This is a genomic window from Ditibartonella apihabitans, from assembly GCF_002007485.1.
Classification (GTDB): Bacteria; Pseudomonadota; Alphaproteobacteria; order Rhizobiales; family Rhizobiaceae; genus Bartonella; species Bartonella apihabitans.
Genome location: NZ_CP015820.1, coordinates 2,281,929 through 2,298,023, shown reverse-complemented (window position 1 = coordinate 2,298,023; position 16,095 = coordinate 2,281,929). Strand labels below are relative to the sequence as shown.

The 16,095-nt window shown below is 46.1% G+C and carries 15 protein-coding genes; 7 read left to right on the top strand and 8 right to left on the bottom strand.

Going from position 1 to position 16,095, the window contains the following annotated elements; all coding sequences use genetic code 11:
- Positions 1-4: 4 nt before the first annotated feature.
- The 6 genes from ureC to BBC0178_RS10135 all read right to left on the bottom strand — a co-directional run bounded on the left by ureC (position 5) and on the right by BBC0178_RS10135 (position 4,413).
- Positions 5-1,714: an urease subunit alpha gene (gene ureC, locus BBC0178_RS10160; protein WP_078040087.1), complete on the bottom strand. Its 1,710-nt coding sequence runs from the start codon at positions 1,712-1,714 to the stop codon at positions 5-7.
- Complete coding sequence (locus BBC0178_RS10155; RefSeq protein ID WP_078040457.1) at positions 1,714-2,019, bottom strand: urease subunit beta; 306 nt, start codon at positions 2,017-2,019, stop codon at positions 1,714-1,716. The genes ureC and BBC0178_RS10155 overlap by 1 nt, the downstream gene beginning before the upstream one ends.
- A gap of 44 nt (positions 2,020-2,063) precedes the next feature.
- Entirely contained in the window at positions 2,064-2,669 is a 606-nt protein-coding gene (locus tag BBC0178_RS10150; protein WP_149867483.1) for a HupE/UreJ family protein, read from the bottom strand.
- Positions 2,670-2,713: 44 nt separating this feature from the next.
- Positions 2,714-3,016, bottom strand: a complete 303-nt coding sequence (locus BBC0178_RS10145; RefSeq protein ID WP_078040085.1) for an urease subunit gamma — start codon at positions 3,014-3,016, stop codon at positions 2,714-2,716.
- Between the two features lie 13 nt (positions 3,017-3,029).
- Positions 3,030-3,824, bottom strand: a complete 795-nt coding sequence (locus tag BBC0178_RS10140; RefSeq protein WP_210187165.1) for an urease accessory protein UreD — start codon at positions 3,822-3,824, stop codon at positions 3,030-3,032.
- A 151-nt stretch (positions 3,825-3,975) separates the two neighbouring features.
- On the bottom strand, positions 3,976-4,413 hold the full coding sequence (locus BBC0178_RS10135) for a hypothetical protein (RefSeq protein ID WP_078040083.1): 438 nt from the start codon (positions 4,411-4,413) through the stop codon (positions 3,976-3,978).
- A 107-nt stretch (positions 4,414-4,520) separates the two neighbouring features.
- Between BBC0178_RS10135 and BBC0178_RS10130 the strand changes: the two genes are divergently transcribed.
- From BBC0178_RS10130 to BBC0178_RS10100, 7 genes are all read left to right on the top strand, one after another.
- A complete protein-coding gene (locus BBC0178_RS10130) occupies positions 4,521-5,378 on the top strand; it encodes an NmrA family NAD(P)-binding protein (protein ID WP_078040082.1) in 858 nt (285 codons plus the stop codon).
- A 118-nt stretch (positions 5,379-5,496) separates the two neighbouring features.
- Positions 5,497-6,660, top strand: a complete 1,164-nt coding sequence (locus tag BBC0178_RS10125; protein ID WP_078040081.1) for a phosphoserine transaminase — start codon at positions 5,497-5,499, stop codon at positions 6,658-6,660.
- A 75-nt stretch (positions 6,661-6,735) separates the two neighbouring features.
- Positions 6,736-8,340: a phosphoglycerate dehydrogenase gene (serA, locus tag BBC0178_RS10120; RefSeq protein ID WP_078040080.1), complete on the top strand. Its 1,605-nt coding sequence runs from the start codon at positions 6,736-6,738 to the stop codon at positions 8,338-8,340.
- A 25-nt stretch (positions 8,341-8,365) separates the two neighbouring features.
- Positions 8,366-8,854 carry a GNAT family N-acetyltransferase gene (locus BBC0178_RS10115; protein WP_225868314.1) on the top strand — a complete coding sequence of 163 codons (489 nt, stop codon included), beginning with the start codon at positions 8,366-8,368 and terminating at the stop codon, positions 8,852-8,854.
- 452 nt (positions 8,855-9,306) lie between these two features.
- Positions 9,307-10,584 carry a cytochrome c gene (locus tag BBC0178_RS10110; protein WP_078040078.1) on the top strand — a complete coding sequence of 426 codons (1,278 nt, stop codon included), beginning with the start codon at positions 9,307-9,309 and terminating at the stop codon, positions 10,582-10,584.
- A gap of 45 nt (positions 10,585-10,629) precedes the next feature.
- The gene (locus BBC0178_RS10105; RefSeq protein WP_078040077.1) at positions 10,630-11,361 is read left to right on the top strand and encodes a gluconate 2-dehydrogenase subunit 3 family protein; all 732 of its coding nucleotides are present in this window, start codon (positions 10,630-10,632) and stop codon (positions 11,359-11,361) included.
- Between the two features lie 19 nt (positions 11,362-11,380).
- Positions 11,381-13,144 (top strand): GMC family oxidoreductase, encoded by a 1,764-nt coding sequence (locus BBC0178_RS10100; RefSeq protein ID WP_078040076.1) that lies wholly within the window; start codon positions 11,381-11,383, stop codon positions 13,142-13,144.
- 523 nt (positions 13,145-13,667) lie between these two features.
- Here the strand turns inward: BBC0178_RS10100 and glpT are convergent.
- Together glpT and BBC0178_RS10085 are read right to left on the bottom strand one after the other, a co-directional pair.
- Complete coding sequence (glpT, locus tag BBC0178_RS10090) at positions 13,668-15,014, bottom strand: glycerol-3-phosphate transporter (RefSeq protein ID WP_077972845.1); 1,347 nt, start codon at positions 15,012-15,014, stop codon at positions 13,668-13,670.
- 678 nt (positions 15,015-15,692) lie between these two features.
- Complete coding sequence (locus tag BBC0178_RS10085; RefSeq protein ID WP_149867482.1) at positions 15,693-15,962, bottom strand: hypothetical protein; 270 nt, start codon at positions 15,960-15,962, stop codon at positions 15,693-15,695.
- Positions 15,963-16,095 lie beyond the last annotated feature (133 nt).

Here is a 16,095-nt window from a genome sequence, read left to right as displayed (position 1 = left end):
AACCTCAATAAAGGAAATAGCGTTGTGCCATCGGAAGTATCTTTGCCGGTTCGCAGGTTAATAATTCACCATCCGCGCGCACTTCGTAGGTTTCAGGGTCAACGTCGATATGCGGCGTTGCAGAATTGAGTTTCATGGATTTTTTGGAAATAGTGCGGGTGTTTTTGACGGCAACGAGTTCCTTTTCAAGCCCAAGCTTTTCGGCGAGCCCGTTATCAATAGCGGCTTTGCTGGTAAAGGTAAGAGATGTGTGTTTGACAGCCTTTCCGAGAGCGCCGAACATTGGCCGGAAGTGAACTGGTTGTGGTGTTGCAATCGATGCATTGGGGTCCCCCATTGGTGCTGCTGCGATCATCCCGCCAAGCAAAACCATCTCCGGTTTTACTCCGAAAAAGGCTGGTGACCAGAGGACAATATCGGCACGTTTACCGGTTTCTATCGAACCGGTGACGTGACCGATTCCTTGTGCAATAGCCGGATTGATTGTGTATTTTGCAATATAGCGTTTCACGCGTTCATTATCGTTGAACCCGCTATCTTTCCCAAAATAACCACGCTGTTTTTTCATTTTATCGGCAGTCTGCCATGTGCGGATAATGACTTCGCCGACACGTCCCATTGCCTGACTATCCGATGCAATAATAGAAAAAGCGCCGAGATCATGCAGAATATCTTCTGCGGCGATTGTTTCCTTGCGTATACGGCTTTCGGCAAAAGCAACATCTTCGGGTATTTTTGCCGACAAGTGGTGACAAACCATGAGCATATCGAGATGTTCGGCAATGGTGTTTTCCGTATAGGGGCGCGTGGGGTTGGTGGAGGCAGGCAATACATTTTCAAACCCGCAAACACGGATAATATCGGGAGCATGACCTCCGCCCGCACCTTCTGTATGGAAGGCGTGGATTGTCCGGCCTTTGAATGCAGCAATTGTATCTTCGACAAACCCCGCTTCATTCAATGTATCGGTGTGGATCATCACCTGCACATCATAATCATCGGCAACACTCAAGCAATTGTCGATTGCCGCCGGAGTCGACCCCCAATCTTCATGAAGTTTGAGCGAAGAAGCACCGGCATTGACCATTTCGATCAAAGCATCAGGAGAAGACGAATTGCCTTTGCCAGCAAGGCCGATATTCATTGGCAAGCTGTCTACCGCCTGTATCATGCGCGCCAAATGCCACGGTCCCGGTGTGCAGGTAGTGGCAAGCGTTCCGTGTGCAGGCCCTGTGCCACCGCCGAACATGGTTGTGACGCCGGAATAGAGTGCTTCGTTGACCTGCTGGGGGCAAATAAAATGAATGTGTGAATCAATTCCGCCAGCGGTTACAATTTTTCCTTCCGCTGCAATAATTTCGGTTGCAGGACCAATGATGATATCGACATCGGGCTGAATATCGGGATTGCCAGCTTTACCGATTTTTTCGATAAGCCCGTCTTTCAAGCCGATATCGGCTTTATAAATGCCGGTATAATCGACAATAAGGGCATTGGTGATAACGGTATCCATAGCCCCTTTTTCACGTGAATATTGGCTTTGGCCCATACCATCGCGGATAACTTTACCACCGCCGAATTTGACTTCCTCGCCATAGGTTGTCTTGTCATCTTCAACAGTTACGAAAAGGTCTGTATCGGCAAGGCGGATATGGTCACCTGTTGTCGGCCCGAACATTTGCGCATAAGCGGCACGCGAAATTTTGTGGCTCATCAAAGATCCCCCTGAATTTTTGCACGAAAACCGAAGACACGCCGTTTTCCCGCCAATGGTATGAGCAAAACATCTTTTTCCTGTCCGGGTTCAAACCGGATTGCGGTACCGGCCGGAATATCAAGGCGCATTCCACGGGCTTTTTCACGGTCGAATTGAAGGGCAGGATTGGCTTCATAAAAATGATAATGCGACCCCACTTGAATAGGGCGGTCACCGCTATTGCCGACTTTGAGTTTTATCGCATTACGGCCGACATTCATTTCAATATCGCCTGCCTCTGTAATCATTTCTCCGGGAACCATCATATTTCTTTCCGATTGTTAAAACGGGTAGCAGGAATTCGATTTCATGCAGCAGCAAAGGCCAGATAAAGCCCTGCAAGAGTGGTCGCAACGCCGCCGATTCTGATTGCTGTTGCGCCATTTGACCGGCCAAAAATTTTACCTGCTCCCAAGCCGATTGTAATACCGACGCCGTGAAGCAATGCTGTGGCAATAGAAAAACCGATTCCGTAAGCATAGGCTTCGGAATTTTCGAGTTCGAGACCATGTGCATAGCCATGAAAAACCGCAAAAGCACCGACAACAAGCATGGCCGGCATAATGGGAAGATGAATGGCCATTGCCGCAAAGAGCCCCATCGCAATCACGGAAGCAAGAATGACCGGTTCAACATAAGGTAATGCAATGCCTTTTGTGGCAAGCCAAAAACCAATTGCCATACAGACAACAAAACTTGCCGGAACTGCTAGAATCGATTTTCCGCCGAGTTGAGCTGCCCATAAGCCGACCGCCACCATGACCAGAATATGGTCAAAACCGGTTAACGGATGTAAAAAGCCGCTTGTAAAAGAGCTATGGTCATGTGGAACACCAGTCAGGTGGGCAAAAGCCGGTGTGGATGTGAAAATCATCAAAGCTGTTATGACTGTCGATCTTGACAAAAGTTTCATGAGAGTTCCCCTCTTCATAGTTTTATATTTTTCAAATGTCGGGCTTAACGTATCGGATGGTGGACAGTGACAAGTTTTGTCCCGTCGGGAAATGTTGCTTCGACCTGAATATCTTCAATCATTTCAGGAATGCCTTCCATGACCTGATCACGGCGCAATACGTAAGCACCTTGTTCCATGAGGTCGGCAACGCTCCGGCCATCGCGGGCGCCTTCGACAACAAAATCGCTAATCAATGCAATAGCTTCCGGATGATTGAGCTTGACGCCCCGTTCGAGTCGTTTGCGAGCAACCATTGCAGCCATCGAGATCAACAATTTGTCCTTTTCTCTTTCGGTAAGTATCATTATTCACCCATAGCTAAATTGACCAAAATTTCGGCACATCTGCACCTTTTGTTAGCAGTTTTACCAAAGGAACGAGTTTTTCCCTCAAAGAATAGGAGTCCTTTTCAATAATCCTAGCAAGAAGCTTGCCATTCCACGCAGACACCCCACCGGATTGTCCGATAATCTCTCGCGCGGCCGCTTCTTTGCCTTCAAAATCATTGGCAATGTAAAGAATTGTAGCAATGGCCTGATTGGCGTTAAAAACTGCAGGACGGGTTGATTGCTGTAAAATATTGCCATTGATTTTAAAGGCTTCAAAATGGACAAGCTCATCGCAAAGGCGCACCTGCCACTCGTCATCAATAAAGCCGTTGACAACTTTCTCTCCCATGAGTTTCCGCCCGAAAACAAAAGCTTCTACAAGAAGAAGTGCTGCACCTTCTTCCATCTCGACGGTGATTTTGCGTTTTAACGCGGCACGATTGAAAAAAATTGTCTCCTGCGGGAGCCAGAACAATGTAGAGTTTTTCTTAAAGTCTAGCGAAATATTGATCTCGGCCGGAAGACCATCAAGCGAGCGGTATATTTTTTCCGCGGCTTGGGTGGTGATTGTTGCTTGTGTTTTTTCGCCGAGCTCGCATTTCCAGAAAAGCTCGTCGCCGCCGGTTACACCGCCTGCTGTATTGATTTGGACGGCCTCGAAATGGCTGTCGGAATAAAGCGGAAAACGCAATTTCAATGAACCGGATTGATAAAGCTTTTCCAAATATGACCGTTGATCTTTATAAACCGTACTGAACGAAGCGCTGCCTTTCATGCGCTGCATAGCGATTTTTTTTAAAGACGAATTTTGCAAATTATTTCCGCCCCCTAGTTTTTAAAAAACTAATGGTTTCTTTAACCGCTATATGACAACAGTTTTTCTATAAAACGCAATTTTTATCTTGAACTTGAAGCGACCAACTTGTTGAAAACAGCTATTTGGAAATAACCTCGGTTACATCATAAACTTTGGTCGATTGTGCTTCGGGCGTATGCATCATGGTGACAACCCAATGGATGCGGCGTGTATTTAATGGTAAATCCATTGAAATTCCGCCCCCTGTACTGTCCGCACCGGGGTCAGAAAAACCATAAGGATCGCGTCCGTAATTGATGCCGATCGTCGGCATTTTTGAAGTCTGGGCGCCTTCGGATGTATCGTTGATTGTAAAGTAACGATAGCCGCGACGTTCTGCCGTAAAGGCGGCACGCCTCAGAACATCGGCCGGAATGCCAACTTCATTTGTCGGGCGGGTGTTGAATTCGTAAATATTATCGGGTGATTTGAGCTTGGGAACCGATTGGCAACCGCTGAAAAACAAAAGCGGAATAATCATAAGGCTTAAGCTTTTTTTCCAATGCAATCGTTTCATCCTGCACCCGTCCCGTTTTAAAGCTCATCATAGTTTCATTAATCCTTTCCGACAAGAATGATTATCGTTATCTGATAAGCTAACGGTTTTTGAAAGAGAGGTGAATCATGTTTGTCGTCATGGGTGCAACCGGCCATATTGGTTCGGAGCTCGCAAAAAATCTGCTTCGTTCGGGGAGGGATGTGACGGTGGTCACCCGTTCTAAAAAACGCGCTGAAAACCTTGTCAAGCTTGGTGCCAGACTCGCGGAAATCGATATTTCCGACTACCATTTGTTACATGAGGTTTTGAAAGAAGCAAGCGGCGTTTATATCCTTAATCCCTCGGCCAATCCTGTTCATGATGTTGATCTTGAAGAGCGCCGAACAATTGCAGCGATTACGCGCGCGCTCGAAAACACGAATCTTGAAAAAGTCATTGTGCAGTCGACTTATGGTGCTCAAAAAGGTGACCATATCGGAGATTTAGGAAGCCTTTATTTATTGGAGGAGAAGGTTAAAGAGATTTATCCGGAAGCACTGATTGTTCGCGCAGGCTTTTATATGTCCAATTGGGATTTTGCTCTCAACGAAATTATCGAAAAAGGATGTCTGACCACTATTTATCCCTCCCATTCTATCATTCCGATGGTCGCTCACCGCGATATTGCCGATTATCTGACAGGGCTTGTTGAAAGTGGAAAGGCTGGCATTCATTATGTTAAAGGGCCGGAATTTTACACGGTTCAAGATGTCGCATCCGCTTTTGAAACGGCACTCGGAAAGCGAGTGAAGCTTGAAGTGGTGAACAGGGAAGATATTGAAAATTATTATCTTTCCCTTTCTTTCTCGAAATCAAGTGCAATGTCTTTTACCCGAATGGCGCTAAAGACAATAAGTGGTAATTGGCCGCCTTTGAATAAAACGTTGAGAGGAAAAATAACACTTAAACAATACATTGAAAAACTTTGTCTAAACCCCACTTAGGCTAAATAATTTGTGATAACCTATTTTTTTACTTGTGTTGAAAGCGCCTTTCGGATAATCACGTCAGCGGGCCACCTCTTCCCAACGAGAGGCGAGCTATCTGAAAGGGTAGAATATTATGACAAATCTAAACGAGCCGGGCGTGCGCCCGAACAATCCCAATTTCTCTTCTGGTCCCTGTGCAAAGCGTCCCGGTTGGACGGTTGAAGCGCTTGCTAATGCGCCGGTTGGCCGTTCACATCGTGCAAAAATTGGTAAAGCCAAGCTGGCAGAGGCAATCAACCTTACCCGCGAGGTATTGGAAGTTCCTGCAAATTATCGTATCGGCATTGTTCCCGCATCAGATACCGGTGCTGTTGAAATGGCACTGTGGTCGCTCCTTGGAGCACGCGGCGTTGATATGCTGGCATGGGAAAGCTTCGGTTCGGGCTGGGTTACAGATGTTGTCAAACAATTGAAATTGACCGATGTGCGCAAGTTGGAAGCGCCTTATGGTGAATTACCGGATTTGACCAAAGTCGATTTTGATCGCGATGTTGTCTTCACATGGAATGGAACAACATCGGGTGTGCGCGTTCCCAATGCCGATTTTATTCCTGCTGATCGTAAGGGGCTTACGATTTGCGACGCAACATCCGCCGCATTTGCACAAAATCTCGATTTTTCGAAACTCGATGTTGTCACATTCTCCTGGCAAAAAGTACTGGGGGGCGAGGGTGCCCACGGTGTGCTTATTCTGGGACCACGCGCGGTAGAGCGTCTTGAAACCTACACGCCCGCATGGCCGCTGCCAAAAATTTTCCGCATGACAAAAGGCGGAAAACTCAATGAAGGTATTTTCGAGGGCGCAACAATCAATACGCCGTCTATGCTTTGTGTCGAGGATTACCTTGATGCATTGAAGTGGGCGAAGTCGATTGGCGGCTTGAAAACACTCATGAAACGGGCTGACGAGAATTTTGCTGTTCTGGACCAATTCGTCAACAAAACTCCGTGGATCGAATTTCTGGCGACAGATCCGGCAACCCGCTCGAACACTTCCGTCTGCTTCAAAATTGTTGATCCTGCCGTGGTTAAACTTGATGCCGAAAGACAGGCAGCATTTGCCAAGGCCATTGTCAACCGTCTGGAAAAAGCCGGTGTCGCCCATGACATAGGCGCCTATCGCGATGCACCGTCGGGTTTGCGCATCTGGGCTGGTGCAACGATTGAAGCTCGCGATCTTCAGGCATTGACGGAATGGCTTGACTGGGCTTTCAAGGCTGAAAAAGCAGCTCTTTAAAAAATAAGATTCCCTTGTAGCGGCTTGTTTCAAGGCCGCTCTTTCCCCCATTTTACAAAAATTTTGGAGGCCATAATGGCACCTCGTGTACTTGTATCTGATAAACTATCCCCGACTGCTGTCCAGATTTTCAAAGATCGCGGCGTTGAGGTCGATTTCAAACCGGAACTCGGTAAAGACAAAGAAAAGCTTCTCGAAGTTATTGGCCAATATGATGGTTTGGCAATCCGTTCGGCAACCAAAGTAACGGAAAAACTTATTGCTGCGGCAAAAAATCTGAAAGTTGTCGGTCGTGCCGGTATCGGTGTTGACAATGTTGATATTCCGGCTGCTTCACGCCGCGGTATTATCGTTATGAATACGCCATTCGGCAATTCGATAACAACAGCAGAACATGCCATTGCATTGATGTTTGCCGTTGCCCGTGAATTGCCGGCTGCCGATAAATCGACCAAGGCGGGCAAATGGGAAAAAAGCCGCTTCATGGGTGTTGAAATCACCGGCAAAACTCTCGGCATTATCGGCTGTGGCAATATCGGTTCGATTGTCGCAACCCGCGGTGTCGGCTTGAAGATGAAAGTCATTGCCTATGACCCGTTCCTTTCGGACGCCCGTGCCAAGGAACTCGGTGTTGAAAAGGTTGAATTGGATGATTTGTTAAAGCGGGCCGATTTTATCACATTACACACACCGCTTACTGATAAGACCCGCCACATCATCAATGCCGAAACCATCGCCAAGATGAAGGATGGCGTAAGACTTATCAATTGTGCACGTGGTGCGCTGGTTGTTGAAAAAGACCTCGTCGACGCTTTGAAGTCGGGCAAAATTGCAGGGGCGGCGGTTGACGTTTATGAAGTCGAGCCACCGGCTGCCGATGATCCTCTCTTCAGCCTTGATAATGTTGTTTGCACGCCGCACCTTGGTGCATCGACAACCGAGGCTCAGGAAAACGTTGCCATTCAGGTTGCCGAACAAATGTCGGACTATCTCATCAATGGTGCCGTTAGCAATGCAATCAATATGCCGTCGATTACGGCAGAAGAAGCACCGCGCTTGAAGCCGTTTGTCAAACTTGCCGAAGTTCTTGGTGCATTTGTTGGTCAATCGACCGAGGAAGACATCAAGGAAGTCGAAATTCTGTTTGATGGTTCAACGGCTGCCATGAATACGCGCGCGCTTATCAGTGCCGCATTGGCCGGTCTCATTCGTCCGCAGCTTGCCGATGTCAACATGGTATCGGCACCGGTTCTCGTTAAAGAACGCGGCATTATTCTTTCCGAGGTCAAGCGCGATAAATCCGGTATTTTTGACGGCTATATCAAACTGACGGTCAAAACATCGAAGCGCACCCGTTCCATTGCCGGAACCTGCTTTGTTGACGGCAAACCGCGCTTTATCCAGATCAAGGGTATCAATCTTGATGCCGAGGTCGGCCCGCATATGCTTTATATCACCAACACCGACACACCAGGAATTATCGGTACAATCGGTACGATTTGCGGAAAATCCGGCGTGAATATTGCAAACTTCGCTTTGGGACGTAATGAACCGGGCGGTGACGCAATCGCGCTTCTTTATCTTGATGCTCGTATTCCCGATCAAGTGCTTGATGAATTGCGCAAGATAAAGGGTATTAAACACACGCAACCTCTGGAATTCGATGTCGCTAACGGTTGATCGAACCGTGAAATATTGGTGTCCAATGAAACAAAGCGATCTGGCAGATGTCTGCCGGATCGCTTCACTTTGTCATCCGGATTTTCCGGAAGAGGATGCGGTGCTTGAAGAAAAATTCCGGCTTTCTCCTTTGTCCTGCTTTATTTTATCCGATAATGAATCAAGCTCGGGTAGCGTTTATGGCTATTGCCTTGCCCATCCATACAAAATGAATTCCATTCCTGCTCTTGATCGCCTGCTTCATAAACTTCCGGAAAAATGTGATACGCTCTATATTCACGATCTTGCTTTATTGCCTGAAGCGCAAGGCGGGGGAAATGGCAAAAAAGCGGTGGAGCTGCTGTTCAATGTAGCCAAGCGGAAAAAATTCGGAACACTTTCCCTTGTTGCTGTTCATGGGTCACAAGTCTTTTGGCAAAAGAACGGGTTTAAACTGGCGGAAGTTTCAGAAATGTTGAAACAGAAATTGCTAACTTATAGCGAAGATGCCCGTTATATGGTGTGTCAACGCTAAAAATTTGGGTGCTGCCGGTTTTCCGCTTTATCGGCCTTGTCTCCTCTTTCCGATCATCCAAGTCCATTTTTCAGGTTTTATTTTGTATTTTTAAAATTGAAATTCTGATTATATTTTGAAACGAAAATAATCAATTACCCGAAAATTTCAAAATTCCATAAAGCTTGTCTATTCATTCTTTGAGTTTTCTTTATGCAGAAAATGATTGGTCGTTACAAATTGCGGCCTCTCGCTCGATAACAAAGAAAAATTGATGAGTTCAAACACGGAACGGCATGCATTGGCAGCATTTTGGATAAAATATTTGATTTTTTGAAGAGTAAAATTATCTAGTTCCATGATGGAGAGAAAATAAAAGAAAATTCGCTTTCAGAGCGTCTTTTATCGGAAGTTATACGGTTGATGTAAGAAATCTCGAATAAAAATTGTAGCAGCGGGAAAGGTTATTGTTTATGAAACGCTATTTCCTGTTTGCAGCAATATTATTTATTTTCATAGCTTTATCCATTGTCGGTTATATTAATTTGCGGCCGGCGATTAATGGCATTGCTCCGCTCTCTTTATCCGGAATAAAAAGAACAGAAATCGAACGGGGGGCTTATCTTGCCCGCGTTGGTGATTGTGTTGCCTGTCACAGTAAAAAAGGCAAAGCGGATTTTTCAGGGGGTGAGCCGCGGCTCACCCCGTTCGGGAAAATTACTGCCGGTAATATCACGCCGGACCGGCAAACCGGCATCGGCGATTGGAGCGATCAGGATTTCATCAATGCCGTCAAATATGGCCGGTCGAAAGCAGGAAAATTCCTCTATCCGGCAATGCCTTATCCGAATTTTGCGCAAGTAAGTAACGAAGATATTCTGGCAATCAAAGCCTATCTTTTCACCCTACCGCCCGTTAAAGCTTCATTGCCGAAAAATGAGCTTAAATTTCCTTTTAATATCCGTTTTCTCGTTATCGGATGGAATACCTTATTTTTTAAAAAGGATGGCTTTGTTCCGGATCGTCAACAAACAGATGAATGGAACAGAGGGGCATATCTCGTTGAAGGTTTGGGCCATTGCGGCATGTGTCACACACCGAAAAATACATTTGGTGCCGATAAATTAGATAAGCTTTATCAGGGAGCAGTGCTGCAAGGCTGGTACGCGCCGGAGATAACCTCCGATAGCGCGAATGGTGTCGGAGCATGGAAAAACGAGGAAGTCGTTCAATATCTTAAAACGGGGAATAATGCCCATGCATTTGCTACGGGTCCGATGGGCGCAGCTGTCAGCAATTCGCTCCAGCATGTGGACGAAAAAGATTTGCAGGCAATCGCAACCTACCTTAAATCCGTTCCCGGCTCTGGCGCGGCAGGCGTAAAAAAGGCAATGGCGCCGGACAGTCCGGAACTTCAAAAAGGGGCTTTGATATTCAGCGCTCATTGCAGTGCTTGTCATGGCGTTCAAGGTGAAGGAACGAAAAATATCGCACCTGCTTTTTTAAAACCAAGCAGTATAGATATGCGGAATTTAACAAATCCCGTTATGGCGGTTTTGAATGGCAATCGTGCTACCGCGACAGAAAAGCACCCGACGGCGCCTACCATGCCGAGTTTTCGCAACACTTTGTCGGATGAAGATATCGCGGCGGTGCTCAATTATATCAGAAATAGTTGGGGCAACAGTGCCGCGCCGATCGGAAAAGATGTGGTTTTCGAAGCCCGCAAGAAAATCCGTGGTGACGGGTGAATAAATGATCAATTTCGTCATCGCATTCTCGTAAAGGAAAAGAGCATGAAAAACAGTGCCGCCCGATTTTCTCGCCGACATTTTTTGATGGCTGGTGCAGCATTTTTGACGTTCACACCAACCATTCCGAGCTTTGCTTCAGTGGTAAACGCGGTGCCAGACTGGATTGCCGGTGATGTCAGCATGCCAGAGGTTTTTCCGGCCGGAAAATGGTATTTCCTGACTGAAGATGAAGTTGAACTTCTCGGAGCAATTGTCGAGCAGTTGATACCGGCTGATTCCTTAAGTATTAGCGGAAAAGAAGCGGGCTGTGTCGAATTTATCGATAGGCAACTTGCCGGACAATATGGCGATTTTGCAAAATATTATATGGCAGCTCCCTTCATGGAAGGCACTCCCCAGCAAGGAGACCAATCTTCGTTGACACCGCGTGAGCGTTATCGCTTGGGATTGAAAGCGTTGAGTGAATATTGCGCAAGCAAGTTCGGTCAGCCATTTATCGCCTTGCCCCCCGAACAACGTGATCGGGTTTTGCACGACATGGAAGAAGGCAATATCGCCTTTCAGGGAATAGATGCGAAATTGTTTTTTGAAATCGTGTTGCAAAACACTATGGAAGGTTTTTTCGCCGATCCGATTTATGGGGGCAATAAAAACATGGTCAGTTGGAAAATGTTGGGGTTTCCGGGTGCGCGTTACGATTACCGCGCCTTTATTCATCAACATAACCAAAAGCTTGAAATTGAACCGGTGAGTATTGCCAAATTGCCGGATTAAACGGGGAAGGGGTTAAGACATGGCGCAAAAATTGCCTGAAGTCGATGCAGTTATAGTCGGCCTTGGCTGGGCGGGTGCTATTATCGCCAACGAATTGGCTGATGAGGGCTTGAGCGTTGTCGGTTTCGAGCGGGGGCCATGGCGTGAAACCGCACGCGATTTCAACATAACAACAGTTCCCGATGAATTGCGTTATAACGACCGTCAGGAATTGATGGTGGAACCGCGTCAAAATGCTGTGACTGTTAGAAATAACGTTTCTGAAACGGCTTTGCCCATGCGCCATTGGGGGTCGTTCCATCCTGGAAATGGCATTGGCGGCGCAGGTCTTCACTGGGCGGGAATTACATTCCGCTTTCAACCTGAAGAATTTCGTTTGAGAAGTCATCTTGAAGAACGATATGGCAAAGAGGCCATTCCGGATTTTCTTTCTTTGCAGGACTGGGGAACCGATTGGCAAGAGATGGAACCCTTCTATGACAGGTTTGAAAAACTTTGTGGAACCTCGGGAAAAGCTGGAAATATCGGGGGTAAAAAAATTCGTGGTGGCAATATGTTCGAGGGGCCACGTTCAAGCGACTACCCAACTCCTCCGATGGATCAGCCTTATGGGCCGGCATTGTTTGCAAAAACAGCCGAAAAAATGGGATATAACTCTTTTCCTGTTCCCTCTTCGCTTCTCTCGCAAGCCTATACAAACGAGCTCGGAGTAAGTTTGGCTCCTTGTACATTTTGTGGCTTTTGCACAAATTATGGTTGCGCAAATTATTCGAAAGCAAGTGCGCTCACCTGTGTCATTCCCGCATTGATGCTGAAGAAAAACTTCACGGCGAGGGTAAATAGCGAGGTCTTGCAGGTCATGCTTGATAGTGACGGAAAGCGCGCAACAGGAATCCTCTTTATTGATGAAGAAGGAATAGAATATGAGCAGCCGGCCGATATTGTAGTGGTCTCGGCTTTCACACTTGAAAATGTGCGCCTTATGCTGCTTTCAGGCGTTGGTAAGGCTTATAACCCGATAGACCGGAGCGGTACAACCGGCCGCAATTATGCGTACCAGACGGCCAATAATGTTCAATTGTTTTTCAATGACAAAACGATTTTCAATCCCTTCATTGGCGCAGGTGCTGTCGGTATGGGCATTGACGATTTCAATAATGACAATTTTGACCATTCGGGGCTTGGCTTTTTTGGCGGTGGCAGTATTCGTGTAACGCCGATTGGCGGAGCTCCCATCGCGTTCCGTCCGGTTCCTCCCGATACGCCAAGATGGGGAAAAACATGGAAAGCTGCCACGGTGAAACATTATCTGTCCACAATGTCGATCGGTTGTGAAGCATCCAATTATTCATCACCGGCAAATTATCTGTCGCTTGACCCGACATATAGGGATCCGCACGGACGGCCACTTTTGCGTATAACTTATGATTACACCGACAATGAACGCAAAATGGCGCTTTATTGCACCGAAAAAGTTGCAGAAATTGCAAAGGCAATGGGGCCTGATCAGATTGTTCAACAGCCATCAAAAGGGCATTGGAATTCGGTACCATACCAATCTTCCCACGTTGTCGGCGGTTTTATCATGGGAGCCGATCCGGAAAATAGCAGCGTCAACAAATATCTTCAAAATTGGGATGTGCATAACCTGTTTGTTGTCGGCGCTTCGGCTTTTCCGCAAAATCCCGGTTATAATCCGACCGGAACTGTTGGAGCTCTTGCCTATAAGGCGGCCGATGCGATCAGGCGCTTATATCTGAAAAATCCCCGTCCTTTGATATGAGGAAGATGGCCTTTTCATATGCAATATTTTGAAAAGGATAAAAGCTCGCGCATCCGTTCAATGATCAATTTCAGCTTTGATGTTAGGGTGAGTTCCAGTGATTTATCCAAGGCTCCATCAGCTTTGTAGCAACAGTTTTCCGGCGGGGCAGAGCCGGATGAAACGCGGATGGAATGAAGCGAATGAAAAACAGACGGGATGTGCGTCTCAAATCATTCGGGTCAGCCTAAAAGGCTCTTTAAAGGAGTAGGATTTCCCATAGTTTTACGGAAAAGCTCAACTTTTATAAATATCACGGATGAAGATAGCTAACTGCTTTATCTGAGAAGTCGCTGAACAATAACAACTTTGTCATTGTCATCGTTATTGGCGGTGGTGCTGAAGGTTGAACCCTTCAGCACCAATCTCGTCAGCAACAAGTTTAAAGAGTGCTTTTATAAAACACTTTTTTCTGTGAAAGACGTCTTCTTTAAAAAACGTCTTCTTTTTGTGATTGGCGTCACTTTATCGGATGGAACGCCGATCAGTTTGCTTGCTCTTTAGCATGTTGATTGCGCTCGCCAATCATTTCGATAGCAAGAAGGATGACAGCGATGACACCGCCACCGATCATGAGAAGGAAACCACCGTTCCAGCCGAAATAATCGACAGTGTAGCCAACGATTGCGCTAGCAGCAACCGAACCGCCAAGGTAACCGAAAAGACCGGTGAAACCTGCAGCAGTACCGGCAGCTTTCTTCGGCGCCAATTCAAGTGCGTGAAGACCGATCAGCATAACAGGACCGTAGATCAAAAAGCCGATAACGATCATGCAGATCATGTCGATATTGGGGTGGCCTTCAGGGTTGAGCCAGTAAATAACAGTGGCAATGGTCACCAATGTCATGAAGAAAACACCGGTTGCTCCACGGTTGCCGTGGAAGACCTTATCGGACATCCAGCCGCAAAGAAGTGTGCCGGGAATGCCTGCATATTCATAGAAGAAATAAGCCCAGGACGATTGGTCGACTGCAAAGTGTTTGACTTCTTTCAAATAAGTCGGCGACCAGTCGAGAACGCCATAACGCAACAGATAAACAAAAACATTGGCAAAAGCGATATACCAGAGCAGCTTGTTCGGCAAAACATATTGGGTAAAAATCTGCTTGGTTGTGAGTTCAACCTCGTTCTTTTCCGAATAGTTTTCCGGATAGTCGTTTTTATATTCTTCAATTGGCGGCAGGCCGCAAGATTGCGGTGTATCGCGCATCATTGCAAAGGCGAAAATGGCAACCAGAATGGCAGCAAAAGCAGGCATATAAAAGGCTGCATGCCAATCGTTGAACCAGGCCATACCAAGCATAAAGAGGATTGGAGGAAGACCACCACCGACATTATGGGCGCAGTTCCACAAAGAAACGATACCGCCACGTTCTTTTTGCGACCACCAGTGCACCATTGTGCGCCCGCAGGGAGGCCAACCCATGCCCTGAAACCAGCCACAAATGAAAAGCAACACGAACATGACGGCAATGCTCGAAGTAGCCCACGGAACAAAGCCCATGATCAGCATGACAACTGACGCGAGAATCAAACCGACGGGCAGGAAAACGCGCGGATTGGAGCGGTCCGAGACTGCCCCCATAATAAATTTTGAAATGCCATAAGCTACAGAAACAGCCGACAAGGCAAAACCCAGATCACCACGGGTAAAGCCTTGTTCGACCAGAGAAGGCATAGCCAGAGCAAAGTTTTTACGTACGAGATAGTAGGCTGCGTAACCGAAGAATATCCCGAAGAAAATCTGCCAACGCAGACGACGATAAAGCGGGTCGATTTCCGCTTCGGGGACACGCGGTTTGTTTGGCGCGTGTTTAAAAATGTTTAGCATGAACTGCCTCCCATAGATATCGACAGAACGCAACCTGAAAAACCAAAGCGTCTCATGTTCAAGCAGCCAAAGCCCCCACCAGATGGACAGGAAAACGTTGCACAGATGTTACATTCCAATGACAATGTGATCCGATTAGTGACCAGTAACACGTTATGTTTTTATGGTGAGTTCAATGAAGATGATTATTGAACAATCCACAACAGTTCTCGAATAAATGGTTAATACGGAAAAGACAATACTGTTTAGTCGACTAATGTCGATAATCAGGCTTTGTGACTAAAACAAAAAAATCGTAGATGTTATCTAACATATTGTTTTTAAAGGTTTTTTTATCTTAAAAATTAAATTAAAAAGATAGAATTTTTAAAAATTTGTTTTTCAACCTGTTTTTTAGAAAAAATTATTCTCAAAAAAATTTCCAATATTCGTTTTATGAAAATACGTAAAAATGAAAAATAACGTTTATTATCAAATCGTTATGTTTCACATCCAGCCTCTGCACAAAACGAGAAAATTGTTGAACAATTTAAAAATTTTTATGTGATTAAAGGCCTTTTGCAGTCCGGAAAATGTGTTTTCCGGCAATAAAGAGCAAGTTGCCGTACTAATTGACCTCTTTTGATCCGGTGAATGGAGAATCACTTGAGTTAATATCCGGCATTTAATTAAATCGATTTAAAAAACAACAAGATTATCGCAAAATTTTAATAATAAAAGCGGTTTGATGGTCTTGATTTGGACAATTGATAGACTTGGCTTTTTGCTTTGACGCTCCTCGACTATGAACAGGTCAGCCAGAAAAATGAACCGGTTAGGGAAATTGGCCGGAAGCCAAGGACAGTTTTTGGTATGGATAAAAATATCTTCCGGTAGGAATAACGACCCTTTTTGATAGAGATAACGACGCCTTTCCATTGCAATAAAGGCATCTTTCAATAGGGACAACGACGCTTTTCCATTGGAGGTACCTTCCTTTATGAATGAAGACACCTTTTTATAGAGATAATGGCATCTTTCGGGGGGATAACGACACGTTTCGACAGGAATATCGTCTGATTGAAGGTGCTGTGCCGATTGC